Source organism: Stenotrophomonas sp. 8(2023), from assembly GCF_030345295.1.
Taxonomy (GTDB): domain Bacteria; phylum Pseudomonadota; class Gammaproteobacteria; order Xanthomonadales; family Xanthomonadaceae; genus Stenotrophomonas; species Stenotrophomonas muris.
The window spans coordinates 3,777,036-3,790,903 of sequence record NZ_CP128404.1; the positions used below are offsets into that span (position 1 = coordinate 3,777,036).

The 13,868-nt window shown below is 68.5% G+C and carries 14 protein-coding genes; 7 read left to right on the plus strand and 7 right to left on the minus strand.

What is annotated here, in order from left to right:
• Positions 1–60 precede the first annotated feature (60 nt).
• The 5 genes from QP609_RS17465 to QP609_RS17485 all read left to right on the plus strand — a co-directional run bounded on the left by QP609_RS17465 (position 61) and on the right by QP609_RS17485 (position 4,838).
• Positions 61–1,470 carry an amidohydrolase gene (locus QP609_RS17465; protein WP_197621596.1) on the plus strand — a complete coding sequence of 470 codons (1,410 nt, stop codon included), beginning with the start codon at positions 61–63 and terminating at the stop codon, positions 1,468–1,470.
• Positions 1,470–2,732 (plus strand): amidohydrolase family protein, encoded by a 1,263-nt coding sequence (locus tag QP609_RS17470; RefSeq protein ID WP_014648375.1) that lies wholly within the window; start codon positions 1,470–1,472, stop codon positions 2,730–2,732. Before QP609_RS17465 ends, QP609_RS17470 begins: the two co-directional genes overlap by 1 nt.
• A gap of 20 nt (positions 2,733–2,752) precedes the next feature.
• A complete protein-coding gene (locus QP609_RS17475; RefSeq protein WP_032956588.1) occupies positions 2,753–3,385 on the plus strand; it encodes a 2-hydroxychromene-2-carboxylate isomerase in 633 nt (210 codons plus the stop codon).
• Positions 3,386–3,480: 95 nt separating this feature from the next.
• The gene (locus QP609_RS17480) at positions 3,481–4,422 is read left to right on the plus strand and encodes a DegV family protein (protein ID WP_046432465.1); all 942 of its coding nucleotides are present in this window, start codon (positions 3,481–3,483) and stop codon (positions 4,420–4,422) included.
• Between the two features lie 77 nt (positions 4,423–4,499).
• A complete protein-coding gene (locus tag QP609_RS17485; protein WP_005410998.1) occupies positions 4,500–4,838 on the plus strand; it encodes a hypothetical protein in 339 nt (112 codons plus the stop codon).
• A gap of 173 nt (positions 4,839–5,011) precedes the next feature.
• Here the strand turns inward: QP609_RS17485 and QP609_RS17490 are convergent, their stop codons facing one another.
• The 4 genes from QP609_RS17490 to QP609_RS17505 all read right to left on the minus strand — a co-directional run bounded on the left by QP609_RS17490 (position 5,012) and on the right by QP609_RS17505 (position 9,909).
• Positions 5,012–6,208 (minus strand): TolC family protein, encoded by a 1,197-nt coding sequence (locus QP609_RS17490; protein ID WP_197621595.1) that lies wholly within the window; start codon positions 6,206–6,208, stop codon positions 5,012–5,014.
• Entirely contained in the window at positions 6,205–7,287 is a 1,083-nt protein-coding gene (locus QP609_RS17495; protein ID WP_032956599.1) for an HlyD family secretion protein, read from the minus strand. The genes QP609_RS17490 and QP609_RS17495 overlap by 4 nt, the downstream gene beginning before the upstream one ends.
• Before the next feature lie 21 nt (positions 7,288–7,308).
• The gene (locus QP609_RS17500) at positions 7,309–8,838 is read right to left on the minus strand and encodes an MFS transporter (RefSeq protein WP_014648380.1); all 1,530 of its coding nucleotides are present in this window, start codon (positions 8,836–8,838) and stop codon (positions 7,309–7,311) included.
• A gap of 153 nt (positions 8,839–8,991) precedes the next feature.
• Complete coding sequence (locus QP609_RS17505) at positions 8,992–9,909, minus strand: LysR family transcriptional regulator (RefSeq protein ID WP_014648381.1); 918 nt, start codon at positions 9,907–9,909, stop codon at positions 8,992–8,994.
• 141 nt (positions 9,910–10,050) lie between these two features.
• On the opposite strand from QP609_RS17505, the gene QP609_RS17510 reads away from it, so the two are divergent.
• Entirely contained in the window at positions 10,051–10,497 is a 447-nt protein-coding gene (locus tag QP609_RS17510) for a universal stress protein (protein WP_289213819.1), read from the plus strand.
• A gap of 5 nt (positions 10,498–10,502) precedes the next feature.
• Complete coding sequence (locus tag QP609_RS17515) at positions 10,503–10,973, plus strand: hypothetical protein (protein ID WP_164077730.1); 471 nt, start codon at positions 10,503–10,505, stop codon at positions 10,971–10,973.
• A 39-nt stretch (positions 10,974–11,012) separates the two neighbouring features.
• Here QP609_RS17515 and QP609_RS17520 read toward each other — a convergent pair whose 3' ends face one another.
• The 3 genes from QP609_RS17520 to QP609_RS17530 all read right to left on the minus strand — a co-directional run bounded on the left by QP609_RS17520 (position 11,013) and on the right by QP609_RS17530 (position 13,868).
• Entirely contained in the window at positions 11,013–12,458 is a 1,446-nt protein-coding gene (locus QP609_RS17520) for a GGDEF domain-containing protein (protein WP_197621593.1), read from the minus strand.
• Between the two features lie 159 nt (positions 12,459–12,617).
• Positions 12,618–13,448, minus strand: coding sequence for an S-formylglutathione hydrolase (fghA, locus tag QP609_RS17525; protein WP_014648385.1), 831 nt, complete (start codon positions 13,446–13,448; stop codon positions 12,618–12,620).
• A 63-nt stretch (positions 13,449–13,511) separates the two neighbouring features.
• Positions 13,512–13,868, minus strand: coding sequence for a YqcC family protein (locus QP609_RS17530; protein ID WP_053496250.1), 357 nt, complete (start codon positions 13,866–13,868; stop codon positions 13,512–13,514).

The following is a 13,868-nucleotide window of genomic DNA, read 5'->3' on the forward strand; positions in this document are numbered from 1 at the left end:
GCAAGTGGTATCGACGACGGATAGCGTCGGCGGATTCACGCGTGGGTTGGGGATCTCTGCATGGCATCGATGGTGTTGCGCGCCGCTCTTGGGATGGCGCTGGTTTCGTTGAGCACGGCACCGACGATGGGCGCCTCGCGCTTCGTCGCCGATCCCTACCCCAGCACCTACCGGGCGCATCCCGATGCGCCGGTGCTGATCCAGAACGCCACCGTGCTCACCGGCACCGGCCAGCGCCTGGACAACGCCGACGTGCTGCTGCGCGAGGGCCGCATCGCCGCCGTGGGCCGCCAGCTGCAGGCCGATGCCGGGGTCACCCGCATCGATGCGCGGGGCAAGTGGGTCACCCCGGGCCTGATCGACGTGCACTCGCACCTGGGCGTGTACCCCAGCCCGGGCGTCGGCGCGCACAGCGACGGCAACGAGATGACCGCACCGGTCACCGCCAATGTCTGGGCCGAGCACTCGGTGTGGCCGCAGGACCCGGGCTTCGCTACAGCCCTGGCCGGAGGCGTGACCAGCATGCAGGTGCTGCCTGGCTCGGCCAACCTGGTCGGTGGCCGTGGCGTGATCCTGAAGAACGTGCCGGCCATCACCTACCAGGCCATGAAATTCCCGGGTGCTCCGTGGGGGCTGAAAATGGCCTGCGGCGAGAACCCGAAACGGGTTTACGGCGAAGGCAAGGGCGTCGCCCCAGCCACGCGGATGGGCAACGTTGCCGGCTACCGCGCCGCCTTCATCGATGCTGCCGACTACATCGCCAAGAACAAACCCAAGCCGGCCAAGCGCAAGGGCTGGTTCGGCAGCGACAAGGGCGACAGCGCCGGTGATGCCGGCGGCAAGCGCGATCTCAAGCTGGACACGCTGGCCGGCGCGATCGAAGGCGACATCCGCGTGCACATCCACTGCTACCGCGCCGACGAGATGGCCACCATGCTCGACCTGGCCAAGGAATTCGGCTTCAAGGTGGCGGCCTTCCACCACGGCGTAGAGGCCTACAAGCTGGCCGACCGGCTGGCCGCCGACGGCGTCTGCGGTGCGCTGTGGGCCGACTGGTGGGGCTTCAAGATGGAAGCCTTCGATGGCATTCCGGAGAACATCGCACTGGTCGACCGGCCGAAGAACAGCTGCGCCATCGTCCATTCCGATTCGCCCGAAGGCATCCAGCGCCTGAACCAGGAAGCGGCCAAGGTGATCGCCGCCGCGCGCCGCGCGCACATGCCGGAGATCACGCCCGAACATGCCATCACCTGGATGACGGCCAATGCCGCCAGAGCGCTGGGCATTGAAGGCCAGACCGGCACCCTGGAGGCCGGCAAGATGGCCGACGTAGTGGTGTGGAACGGCAACCCCTTCGGTTCCTACGCGCTGGCCGAACAGGTCTTCATCGACGGCCGCCGCCTGTACGACCGCAGTGCGCCGGCAGCGACGCCGCGTTCCGATTTCCAGCTCGGCCAGGAGGTGCACTGATGGGCGCGTTGAACAAGCGTCGCCGGGCTTGGCTCGGCGCTACGGTCATGGTGCTGGCCTGCCTCTCCGCAGCTGCGCAGGCGCAGGACCTGCTGGTCCGCAACGCCACCGTACATACGGCCAGCGCGCGCGGCAGCCTGCAGCACGCCGATGTACTGGTGCAGGGCGGCATCATCCGCGCAGTCGGCAATGGGCTGTCCGCACCGGCCGGGGCCAACGTCGTCGAGGCCGATGGCCGTCCGCTGACACCCGCGCTGTTCGGGGGCATCACCGAGATCGGCATCGAAGAAGTCTCCGGTGAAGCGAGCACGGTCGACAGCACGCTGAAGATCGGCGAACAACCATTGCGCCCCGAATTCGATGTCACCCTGGCCTACAACCCGGCCTCGGTGCTGATCCCGGTGGCGCGCCTGGACGGCATCGGCTTCACCGCCCTGGGGGCCGCCACCGGTGGCGGCTTCGTCGCTGGCCAGGGCGGTGTGATGCGGCTGGACGGCAGCGCCGATCCCCTCGGGCCGCGCGCGCTGTTCCTTCGCCTCGGGTCGGCCGCAGTGGAACTGACCGGGCATTCGCGTGCGGCGCAATGGATGCTGCTGCAGCAGATGGTGGACGAGGCGCGTGGCCAGGTCGCCGCGGACTCACCGCATGCGCTGCTGACCCCGGCCGGGCGCCGCACGCTGGGCCGCTACCTGGCCGGCCAGGGCCGCATCGTGGTGGAGGTGGACCGTGCGGCGGACATCCGCCAGCTGCTGCGCTGGGCCGCCCGCGAGAAGGTGAAGATCGCCATTGCCGGTGGCAGCGAAGCCTGGCAGCTGGCACCGGAGCTGGCCGCCGCGCAGGTGCCGGTGTTCGTCGACGTGCTGTCCAACCTGCCGGCCAGCTTCGACCAGATCGGTGCAACCCTGGAAAATGCGGCACGCCTGCAACGGGCCGGCGTGGCGGTCTCGTTCGTGCAGCGTGGCGACGCCTCGCACAACGCCCGCAAGATGCGCCAGCTGGCCGGCAATGCCGTGGCCAATGGACTGCCCTGGGCCGACGGCCTGGCCGGCCTGACCCGGGTGCCGGCGCAGGCGTTCGGTGTGGCCGACCAGATCGGCAGCATCGAGCCGGGCAAGCGTGCCGACCTGGTGCTGTGGGAGGGCGACCCGCTGGACGTGGCGCACTATGCCGAACAGGTCTGGCTGGGCGGCCGGGCGATGCCGATGCGCTCGCGCCAGACCGAGCTGCGCGATCGCTACCTGCTGCGCAACGCGCAGCCCTGACCGCATTGAAGGACACCACCATGGCCACCCTGCGCTGGTATTTCGACTTCGTTTCGCCGTACTCCTACCTGCATTGGCAGAAGCTGAAGCAGCTGCCCGAATTCCCGCGGATCCAGCCGGTGCCGATCGCCTTTGGTGCCGTGCTGCATCACCTGGGCAACCTCGGGCCGGCCGAGATTCCGGCCAAGCGCCGCTTCATCTACCGCCAGCTGCTGTGGACCGCGCAGGCCGAAGGCACACCGCTGCGGTTCCCGCCGGGCCACCCGTTCAATCCGCTGTCTGCCCTGCGCCTGTGCCTGGCCGCGGGTGGCAGCGCACAGGCGGTGGACGTGCTGTTCGACTGGATCTGGCGCGACGGCAATGCCGCCGACAGCGCCGAGGCCCTGCGCGAACCAGCCGCGCGGCTGGGGATCGAGGATGTCGCCAGCGCCATCGCGACTCCCGCGGTCAAGGAGCAGCTGCGGAGGAACACCGAGGCCGCCATTGCAACCGGCGTGTTCGGCGTGCCGACCCTGGCCATCGATGGCGAACTGTTCTGGGGCAACGACGCCCACCCACTGATGGCGGCGGTGCTGGCCGACCCGGATCTGCTGCGGCAGCCCGAATGGCAGCGCCTGGCCGAGCTTCCGGTGGCCGTGCAGCGCAGTCGCTGAACAGGGCGTGCCGCGTTTCCCTCGCGCGCCACGCCAGAATTTGAGATAGATTTCACATTTCCGAACCTACAACCGCCCTGGAGGGGGAGCCGCGGATGCGCATCGGAATCGTCGTCGACTCGGCCTGCGACCTGCCGCAGGACTTCATTGCCGAGCACAACATCGTGCTGCTGCCGATCACCGTACGGATCGGCGAAGCCGTGCTGGCCGATCATCGCGATGAGCAGGCCACCCTGAGCTTCCTGCACGCGCATGTGGCCGAACATGGCGCTGAAGCGGAAACCATCCCCTTCAGCGTCAACCAGATCCGCGACCTGTTCCTGCAGCAGCTGGTGATCGATTACGACCACGTGTTCTGCATGACCATCACCAAGACCCGCAGCCCGATCCACGACAACGCGCTGCAGGCCAGCTTCGCCATCCTCAACGATTACAAGCCGGTGCGGCAGGCAGCGGGCTACAACTCGCCGTTCGCGCTGCGCGTACTTGATACCCAGAACCTGTTCGCCGCGCAGGCCGTGACCGCGGTGGAGGCTGTCCGCCTGCGTGACAGCGGCGCCAGCGTGCAGCAGATCCGCGAACGGCTGGAAGAACTGGCCGGCAACGTGCACGGCTACATGATCACCCGCGACCTGTACTACATGCGCGCACGCGCGCGGCACAAGGGCGACCGCAGTGTCGGCCTGCTCAGCGCGGCACTGGGCAGTGCACTGGACATCAAGCCGGTGCTGCACGGCTACCGTGGCGAGACCGGGCCGGTGGCCAAGATCAAGGGCTTCGACAGCGCCGTGCAGAAGCTGTTCGCGGTGGTCGGCCAGCGCGTGCGTGCCGGGCTGATGACGCCGACGGTGTGCGTCAGCTACGGCGGCGAACTGGACGAGTTGCGCAGCCAGCCCGGCTATGCACAGATGAAAGAGGTCTGCGCCGGCCATGGCGTGACCGTGTACGAATCGGTGATGAGCCTGACCGGCATGGTCAACGTCGGCAAGGGCGCGGTCACCGTGGGATTTGCCGATGGGCCGCATCGGTTCGAATGAGCGCTGGCCACGGCCGGAATCTGCACATCGATTCCACCCCGACTGTGCCAGCCTTGCCGCACTTCAAGGAGAACTCCATGCCTGCGCAGTACCACATCAGCCTGCCCGACCCGTCCAAGGCCCGCGGCAACGACCCTGACCTGTCCTTCCATTCCCAGGGCGCCGCCGGTTTCGCCGAAGAGCTGCAGGATGCCCTGCGCAGCGGCACGCTGTTCGAACGCTGGAAGGCCAAGCAGCCCGACCCGGATGCGGTGGAACCGCAGTGGGGCGTGACCGACCCGGAGGCCACCGTGACCGGCGAGCAGAAGGACCTGCGCATCAACCTGGTCGCCACCACCCGCATCGACAGTGACGTGTTCAAGCAGCGCCTGCGCCTGCTGGCCGGCAGCCACTGGGAACTGCGCGACGTGCGTTGAGGCACCCGCCCGCCGGGCATGGCCCGGCGCTACCGTGCCCGTGTCGTGATCGACCCGGTGCCGATGACCATGCTCTGGTAGACGCCAACCTTGGTTGGCGCTCCAAAAAAACTGCCAACCAAGGTTGGCAACTACCGACGAACCGCCGGGCATGGCCCGGCGTTTCCCTATCGCTACCAGCCGCCACCGAGCGCGCGGTACAGCTCCACCCGCGCGATCGCGGCGGCGGCCTGGCTGTTGGCCAGCGCGGCCTGGTTGTCCAGCGCGATGCGCTGGGTGGTCAGCACGTCCAGCATGTCGACCACGCCGGCCTGGTACTGCCGGCGCGCCGCCCCCAGTGCCGTCTCGCTCTCATCCACCGCCACGTGCAGCTGCACCGTGCGCTGCTGCTCGGCACTGTAGCCGTCCATGGCGTCGTCCACCTCATGCCAGGCCTGCAACACGGTACGGCGGAACTGCAGGGCCGACTGTTGCTGCTGCAGCCTGCTCAGCGCGAGGTTCGCCTTCAGCCGCCCGCCCTGGAAGATCGGCAGGCTGATCGACGGCCCGATGCTGAAACGGTGCGCGTTCCAGCCATCCAGGTCATCCAGCTGCTTGGCCTGGAAGCCTGCGTCACCATTCAAGGTGATGCGCGGCAGGAAACTGGCCTTGGCCACGCCGATGCCGGCCGTTGCCGCATGCAGTGCCGCCTCGGCACGACGGATGTCCGGGCGACGCTCGGCCAGTTCACTCGGCAGACCCACCGCCACCGCTGGCAACGCCGGCCAGTCACGGCGTGCATCCTGCAGCTGCGCGTCCAGTGCCTGCGGCGGCTGTGCCAGCAGGTCACGCGCGGTTTCCGCCAGCAGCGCGATGCGCACGGCGTGTGCATCCTCTTCGGCCATCTGCACGCGCGCGTCGGCCGCTTCCACCTGGCGCCGCACGCGGCCCCACAGGTCCAGTTCCCAGCCCAGGCCGATACCGGCCTGGAACAGCCCGTAGTCATCACGGCCGCCGTTGCCGGACGGATCATTCAGGCCCACCTCGCTGTTGCGTGCACGCACGCCACTGGCGCTCGCGCTGACGCTGGGCAGGCGATCGGCGGCGGTGATGCCGCGCGCGGTGCGGCTCTGCTGCACGCGGTTGGCGGCCAGCTGCAGGTCCAGGTTGGCCGCCAGCACCTGGTGGGCCAGCTGCCCCAGCAGCGGATCGTCGAAGCCGGCCCACCAGGCCGCGTCCTGATCGATGGCGTTGCCGGCGACAGCCCCACCCCGCCAGTGGCCGGGCAGTTCCGCCTGCGGGCGTACGAAGTCCGGGCCCATCGCGCAGGCAGCCAGGGCCGTGCACAGGGTGGCCGCAACGAAGGTGCGGAACACGGTGATGGCGCTCATGCGCCCTCCCCGCGCTTGTGGCCCGGTCCGTGCTGCACGCTCTGCGCACGCGCGCGGCTGCCCAGGTCAACGCTGGCTTCCACCGACATGCCGGCACGCAGCTGGTCCAGCAGCGGCTGGCCCGGCTCCAGCACGATCTTCACCGGAATGCGCTGCACCACCTTGGTGAAGTTGCCGGTGGCGTTCTCTGGTGCGACTGCAGCAAAGGTGACGCCGGTGGCTGGTGCAATGCTGTCGATGTGCCCGCGCAGCGGCGTGCCCGGGAATACGTCCACCTTCAGTTCGACCTGCTGGCCGGCCTGCATGCGGGTCATCTGCGTTTCCTGGAAGTTGGCGACCACGAAGGCGCGCTTCAGCGGGACCACCGCAGCCACCGGCGTACCCGGGGTCAGGTAGGCACCGACGCGCACTGCGCGGCGACCGACCATGCCATCGATCGGCGCGCGCAGCACGGTGTGCGACAGATCCAGTTCGGCGCGTGCCTGTGCCGCTTCTGCACGCTGCACCGCCGCCTGTGCAGCCTGCACGCCCGCGCTGAGGATGTCGGTGCGCTGGCGTGCGGTCGACAGTGCGGCCTGGCCCTGCTGCAGATGCGCACTGGCCACGGCCTGCTTCGACTGCGCCTGCTGCGCGTTCTGCACGGTACCGGCGCCATCGCGGGCCAGTTCGCGGTAACGCTGCTGGTCGGCACTGGCCAGGGTCAGTTCGGAACGGCTGACATCGACGCTGGCCCTGGCCTGCGCGATCAGCGAGTCCTGCTGGGCCAGTGCGGCCTGCGCATTGGCCAGCTGCGCACGGGCATTGGCAAGGTCGGCACGCGCAGCCTGCAGTGCCACCTGGTAGTCGCGGTCGTCGATGCGGGCAAGCACGTCACCGGCCTTCACCGACTGGTTGTCCTCTACCTCCACGGCACTGACGAAGCCGGCAATCTTCGGCGCTACCAGGGTGTAGTCGGCCACCACGTACGCATTGTTGGTGGTCTGGTGACCGCCATCGCGCAGCAGCAGCCACGCGCCGATGGCAAGGGCCAGCACGCCCAGGCCCAGGCCGGTGTTGAGAGGGGTTCGATTGATCGTCATGAGGGGGTTCCTGCGAAAGGTTCAGGCCACGGCGCGTGGCGGATGGATGCGGGTGGGCATCCAGGCAATGAGGGGAATGAAGGCCAGCGCCACCAGTGCGACCACCCAGTACAGGTCGGCAGAAGTCAGCGCCTGTACCTGTGCATGCAGGCGCGCGCCCAGCTGCGGGCCATCGGCCAGCCACGGTTGCTCGCCAAGGCGGTCGACCAGCACGGTGGAATGGAAATGACGGCGGCCTTGGGCGATGGCATCCAGTACGCCACCGGCGAGCACCGCAGCGAAGCCCTTGACCGTGTTGAACCAGGCCGAGGCAAACGGGCCATCCTGTGGCGCCAGGCCGCCGGTGGCCAGCATCAGCAGCGGCAGCACCGCCATCGGCTGGGCAAACACCTGCAGCAGCTGCACCCACAGGAAGTTGTCGCGGATCCAGGCCACGTCCAGGTGCGAGCCCAGCCAGCAGGCCAGTGCCAGCATCGCCAGGCCGGTGGCCTGCACCCAGCGGCAGTCCACCGCGCGGATGTTCAACAGGGCCGCCACCAGCGGCAGCGCGATCACCTGTGGCAGTGCCACCCACAGCAGCATCGGTGCGGTCTGCAGCGGCCGGTAGCCCTGCACGCTGGCCAGGAAGCCGGACGGTATCGAGATCACCGCCAGCAGCACGAACAGCACGCCCCCCAGCGTGACCAGCGAGTAGCTGAGATTGCGGTTGGCCAACAACTGCAGCTTGAAGAACGGCAGCGGGTGGAACCATTCGTTGATCATGAACAGCACCATCAGGCCGGCACCGCCTCCGATCATCAGCGTGATCATCGGCGAATCGAACCAGTTCAGCCGCGGGCCCTGCACCAGGCCCAGCACCAGCAGCACCAGCGCCGGCAGGCCGAGCAGCAGCCCAACGCCATCGAACTGGGCGAAGCGTTCCAGCCGCAGCGGGTCCTGTGGCAGGCCCCAGCCGACCATCGCCATGGCGGCCAGGCAGTACGGCACGATCTGCCAGAACGCCCAGTGCCAGCCCACCTGCTCGACCCAGAACGCGGCCAGCGGCGTGCCCATGCTCGGGCCGAACGTCGCCGTCAACGCGTAGCCGGCCAGGCCGTACAGCTTGATGCCAGGCGGCAGGAAGCGCAGCGCCACGCTCATCAGCAACGGCGGCAGTGCACCGCCGCACAGGCCCTGCAATGCACGCAGCAGCAGGAACACCTGCAGGTTCGGGGCGAGCGGGCACAGCACGCCCAGCACCATGAAGCCACCGATCATCGCCAATGCGAAGCGGCGCAGCGAGAAGGTGGCGGCACACCACGGCGCGAAGGCCATCGCGCTGACCGACATCGCGCTGTAGAGGGCGACGATCCAGCTGCCGTCGTCGACGCTGAAACCCATCGCGCCACGGATGTCGGCCAGGGCGACCTTGGTGATGTTCTCGTTGAAGCCGGACACCAGCACCGCCAGCAGCACGCCACACAGGCCGACCAGAATGCGGCGATCGAGCCCGGGGGCGGCGGCAGGACGGGGCGCTGCGGCGGCCGGGACAGCGGCGGCCGGCGCACTCATCGCCAGGCGCCGATCCGTGCAGTGCACGGCATGTTGAGGGTCATTGGAATGCGCTCAGTGAAACTCCGGGGAGCGCAGTCTAGGGAGCCGGTACCCTGTGAAAAATGGCGTCGCCGGCACCCCAGGCGTGCGTCCAGCGCACGCCTGCGGGTCTCAGCGGTGGGCGTCCTCGACGCGCTCGCACATGGTCTTGATCGAACGGCGAAGCCACTGGTGCGCGGCATCGTTGTCCAGCCGCGGATGCCAGGCCTGCACGATGGCCGCGGTACGCACCGGGATCGGCAGCGGGAACAGGCGCAGCGGCAGGCGCATGCTGACGATCCGCTCCAGCATCACGCTTGGCATCTGCGGCAGGATCAGGTCTGATTCGGCCGCCGCGAAGATCGCACCGTGAAAGGTCGGGCTGATCAGCGCCACGCGGCGCTGCAGGCCGAGCGTGGCCAGGTCATCATCGATCGGCCCACGCGGCAGGCCACGGCGCGACACCGCGATGTGGTCGCACGCGGCAAAGCGCTCTGCACTGATCTCCTCGTCGAACAGTGGATGGTCCTCGCGCGCGGCGCCCATGAACGAGGTACTGAACAGGTTCTGCACCTTGGTATCGGGCGCATGCTTGCCGGCGGTGCTGATGTACAGGTCGATCCGGCCCTGCGCCATCGCATCATCGTCGGTATCGCCCTCGGGTACGAAGCGCAGCACCGCGCGCGGTGCCTGCTGGCGGAAGATCTCGCGCAGGCGACCGCCAAATCCACCGATGAAGACATCATTGGCGCGCACGCTGAAGGTTCGCTCGAGCACGCGCATGTCCACTTCACGACCGGCGTTGAAGACGCGGTGGGCCTGCTCGATCACATCGCGGACCTGCTCGCGCAGCTGCAGCGCGCGGGGCGTGGGCGCCAGACCGCGGCCGGCACGCACCAGCACCGGGTCACCCAGCGCAGTGCGGATCCGGCCCAGGGTGCGGCTCATCGCCGGCGCGCTCAGGTTCATGCGGCGCGCGGCGGCGGCCACGCTGCATTCGTCAATCAGCACGTCCAGTGCCAGCAACAGGTTCAGGTCCGGCAGGGGCATGACAGTCTCCAGTAAATCAGATGACTCTACGGCACTTGCAACCACCGTGGATTGCGTTCGACGCATTCATTGACTGCCGCGCACGGCATGGGTGCGCGCGGTGACATCGGCGACCATCCCCGTCCCGCCAAGGAGACATCCATGTTCACTACCCTGCTGGTCGCCCTGGATGGTGGCCCCCAGCACGCACGCGTGCTGGACTTGGCCGCCGCCATCGCCGGCCCCCACAGCCGCCTGCACCTGCTGTGCGTGCTCGACCCCGAATTCGCGCTGGCGGCCGATGCCAGCGAAGCCGACCGCATCGAGTACCCGGAAGCCGACCGCCAGCGCTCGCGGGCCGAAGCGGTGCTGGCCGAAGCCCTGGCCGAGCTGCGCGAACGCGGCATTGACGCCATCGCGCAGATCCCCTCCGGCGATCCCGGCGAAGTGATCAGCGAGCAGGCCCGGCGCCTGGAGTGCGACCTGATCGTCATCGGCCATCGCCACCTGTCCCGGCTGGAACGCCTGTTCGAACCCTCGATCGGGCAATGGACCATCGACCACGCGCCCTGTCCGGTGTTGGTGGAAACCCGCGACCCACGGCCCTAGCCACCATGGCCTCCCGTTCCCCGTTGTTTCCCACCCGGGTCAACTACCGCACCTTCGGTCGACAGTTCGGCCGGGGCGAACAGGCGCTGCTGGGCGCGATACGGCAGTTGCGCGACCCCGATCTGCAGGCCGATGGCCTTGCCCAGCTGAGCGGACTCGGGCTTGGCCAGGAGGGCTGCGACGCCTTCATCGGCCTGCTGCCGCTGCTGGCCACCCCCGCCGCTCCGATCGATCTGCTGCCGGCCGGCTCTCCCTTCATTGCCGCCAGTGAACTGGACCTGCTGGTCTGCCTGCTGCGCATCGCGCAATGGCGGCATGCACGGCCCCGCGAGGACGACTCGCTGGCACCGTTGCGCCAGCAGCTGGCGCGCTGTGCAATGGCCGTGCAGGCGGCAAACCTGCCGTTGCGGCAGCGCTCGTTGTCACCGGTCGGGCTGAGGCTGCTCGATCCGACCGGCTGGTTGCGGCAGCGATAAGCCGTCGCGCCCCCCGTGTGATCGCATGCAGAGAGCTGCTCAGCAGTCCATCGTTCCGTGCGTGCTGCCCTCGTCATCCAGCACGTGCGCATGCAGGATCACCTGGTTGCGGCCAGCCCGCTTGGCGGCATACAGGCCGGCATCGGCGTCTGCCAGCAACTGATCGGCACTGGCCAGAGCCGGCGGATGCAGGTAACCCACGCCGATGCTGATACTGACCGTTCCTTCCGGCAACGGCAGCGCTTCCACCGCCTGGCGCAGGCGCTCGGCCAGCGCCAGAACGCCCGACAGCGCGCTTCCGGGCACGATCACCGCAAATTCCTCGCCGCCATAACGTGCGACGCTGTCACCGGCGCGACCGGCGCTCGCCTTCAGTACCGCTGCCACGGCCTGCAGGCAGCGGTCGCCGGCGGGATGGCCGTGGCGGTCGTTGAAGGCCTTGAAATGATCGATATCCAACAGCAGCAGGCCCAGCTCGGTGCCACTGCGCCGTGCGCGGTTCCACTCGGCCAGCAGCAGCGCGTCGAACTCGCGCCGGTTGGCCACGCCTGTCAGGCCATCCTGGCGCGCCAGCTGGTCCAGCGAGGCCTGCCGTTCCATCAGGTCCACCTGCAGCAGGATGCTGCGCAGGCCGAACCCCAGCGTCGCCACCACGAAACCGCTCACGGCCAGGGGCCGGGCATGGTCGACCACCAGGGTGCCCACCACCAGCAGCAGCAGCGGCAGGATCATCGGGCCCGCCGCCTGCACCGTGCGCGCCATCCGCGGATGCGGCGTCAGGACCCGCGCCGGTGCCTGGCTGAGTGCGAGCAGCGCCAGCAGCAGGAACGGCAGATCGATCAGCAGATCGGCATAGGCACCGAACGCATCACCGGAGGTGTAGTGGTTGATGTAATACGCCACCAACAGGTAGGTCGCCGCATACATCGCCAGCGCGCGGAAAAAGGTACGCCGCTCGGGAACGTCGCCGGCCAGCCAGCGCACCACCGCGAACACGGCGATGCACAGGTTCTGGATATCGAACATGCGTTGCATGTTGGACAACGCGTGGTCGTCGATGTCAACGCGGGCGGCGAACGACTGCGCGTGCACGAAGAACAGCACGCCCAGCAGCGCCGCCATGGCCGCATCGATCAGGCTGATGCTGACCCGTTCCCGGCGCGCCCTGGCCAGGATGAACACCAGGGGCACACCGTAGAGCACGTAAAGGAACAGGCTTGCGCGCGGGGTGAAATCGGCACGCCCGGCGCCCAGGGCGTCGATCATGTTGAACGCCATGCCGCCGGCCCACAGCAGCAGCGCCAATGCCGTGGCGCGCCACCCCAGTGCCGCGTGGTCGCGGCGGGCCCGCCACAGGCAGGCGGCCGCCGCCAGCAACGGGGCACCGGTCAGGAAAACGAAGGAGCCTACCCCGGCCGGACCAGGCCACAAGGCCAGCACCAGGCCATGGCACAGCACATACAGCAGCGCCAGCACTACCGGCATGCATCCCCCGATCCGCAAGGCCGTCTACGCGCACGATAGCGCGGGGCGGCGCCACGAGGGTGTGATCCATCGCTGAAAAAGGGGACGGAGGGGATTAAGTCGTTTGCGGCACAGCGGCAAATGCGACTTAATCCCCTCCGTCCCCTTTTTTCCGGGGGCTCAGCCCTGCAGGGCGCGGGCGTGGTGGGCGATGTGCTCGCCGATGTAGCTGCCAATGAAGTAGTAGCTGTGGTCGTAGCCGGGCTGCAGGCGCAGGGTCAGCGGATGGCCGGCAGCGGCGCAGGCCTCCTGCAGGCGCTGCGGCTGCAGCTGGGTCTGCAGGAACTCGTCCGCCTCGCCCTGGTCGATCAGCAACGGCAGGCGCTCGCTGGCCGCGGCAATCAACGCGCAGGCGTCCCATTGCGCCCAGTCGGCCGGGTTGTCGCCAAGGTAGGCGTGGAAGGCCTTCTGCCCCCACGGAACATGGCTGGGCGCGACGATCGGCGAGAACGCCGACACGCTGCGGTAGCGCCCCGGATTGCGCAGCGCGATCACCAGCGCACCGTGGCCGCCCATCGAGTGCCCGCTGATGGCGCGTGCGCCGGTCGCCGGGAACTCCGCTTCGATCAGCGCCGGCAACTCGTGCACTACATAGTCATGCATGCGGAAGTGCTTCGCCCAGGGCGCACGGGTGGCGTTGAGGTAGAACCCTGCGCCCTTGCCCAGGTCGTAGCCTTCGGCATCGGCCACGTCATCACCGCGCGGGCTGGTATCAGGCGCGACAATGATCACGCCGTGTTCGGCCGCATAGCGCTGCGCGCCCGCCTTGGTGATGAAATTCTGCTCGGTGCAGGTCAGCCCGCTCAGCCAGTACAGCACCGGCAGCGTCTGCGTTTCCGCCTGCGGCGGCAGGTACACGGCGAACTGCATGTCGCAGCCCAGCGTGGTCGAATGATGGCGGTAGACATCCTGCCAACCGCCAAAACAGGCGCGGTGTTCAATGCGTTCCATGGTGCTCTCCTGCGCGGCGCGTCAGCGCACGCGTGCTTCTGGTAGATGCCGACCTTGGTCGGCTTATCCACGCCCGGCGTGGACGCCTTGGTTGATCAGTTCATCCAGCTGTGCCAGCAGGCGCAGCAACGATTCGACGCCAGGCTGGCCGTCCAGGTTGCGATACGCCGCGACCGCCACGTCGCTGCGCGGTGGCCACAGGCCGTCGGCGCGGGCTTCGTGCAGGCGCGGCAGGAATACCTGTGCCAGCCAGTGCTCGAACGGCATTTCATCAATGCCGAAGGGCGAGTCCACCACGCGCGGTGGACCCACGTCGCCCTCGACCCAGCCCAGCGCGCGCAGCGCCTGCTCGATCGGATCGACCAGGGCCGCGCGTGGATCCTCCGCACGCGGCCTGCGCAGGGCGTCGAACCAGCCCAC

Excerpts from the sequence above, each read along its gene's own strand:
- fghA (WP_014648385.1), bottom strand. The coding sequence starts at position 13,448 with ATGGAACGCATTGAACACCGCGCCTGTTTTGGCGGTTGGCAGGATGTC.
- QP609_RS17480 (WP_046432465.1), top strand. The coding sequence starts at position 3,481 with ATGCGCATCGGAATCGTCGTCGACTCGGCCTGCGACCTGCCGCAGGAC.
- QP609_RS17485 (WP_005410998.1), top strand. The coding sequence starts at position 4,500 with ATGCCTGCGCAGTACCACATCAGCCTGCCCGACCCGTCCAAGGCCCGC.
- QP609_RS17465 (WP_197621596.1), top strand. The coding sequence starts at position 61 with ATGGCATCGATGGTGTTGCGCGCCGCTCTTGGGATGGCGCTGGTTTCG.
- QP609_RS17505 (WP_014648381.1), bottom strand. The coding sequence starts at position 9,909 with ATGCCCCTGCCGGACCTGAACCTGTTGCTGGCACTGGACGTGCTGATT.
- QP609_RS17520 (WP_197621593.1), bottom strand. The coding sequence starts at position 12,458 with ATGCCGGTAGTGCTGGCGCTGCTGTATGTGCTGTGCCATGGCCTGGTG.
- QP609_RS17510 (WP_289213819.1), top strand. The coding sequence starts at position 10,051 with ATGTTCACTACCCTGCTGGTCGCCCTGGATGGTGGCCCCCAGCACGCA.
- QP609_RS17475 (WP_032956588.1), top strand. The coding sequence starts at position 2,753 with ATGGCCACCCTGCGCTGGTATTTCGACTTCGTTTCGCCGTACTCCTAC.
- QP609_RS17500 (WP_014648380.1), bottom strand. The coding sequence starts at position 8,838 with ATGAGTGCGCCGGCCGCCGCTGTCCCGGCCGCCGCAGCGCCCCGTCCT.
- QP609_RS17470 (WP_014648375.1), top strand. The coding sequence starts at position 1,470 with ATGGGCGCGTTGAACAAGCGTCGCCGGGCTTGGCTCGGCGCTACGGTC.
- QP609_RS17490 (WP_197621595.1), bottom strand. The coding sequence starts at position 6,208 with ATGAGCGCCATCACCGTGTTCCGCACCTTCGTTGCGGCCACCCTGTGC.
- QP609_RS17515 (WP_164077730.1), top strand. The coding sequence starts at position 10,503 with ATGGCCTCCCGTTCCCCGTTGTTTCCCACCCGGGTCAACTACCGCACC.
- QP609_RS17495 (WP_032956599.1), bottom strand. The coding sequence starts at position 7,287 with ATGACGATCAATCGAACCCCTCTCAACACCGGCCTGGGCCTGGGCGTG.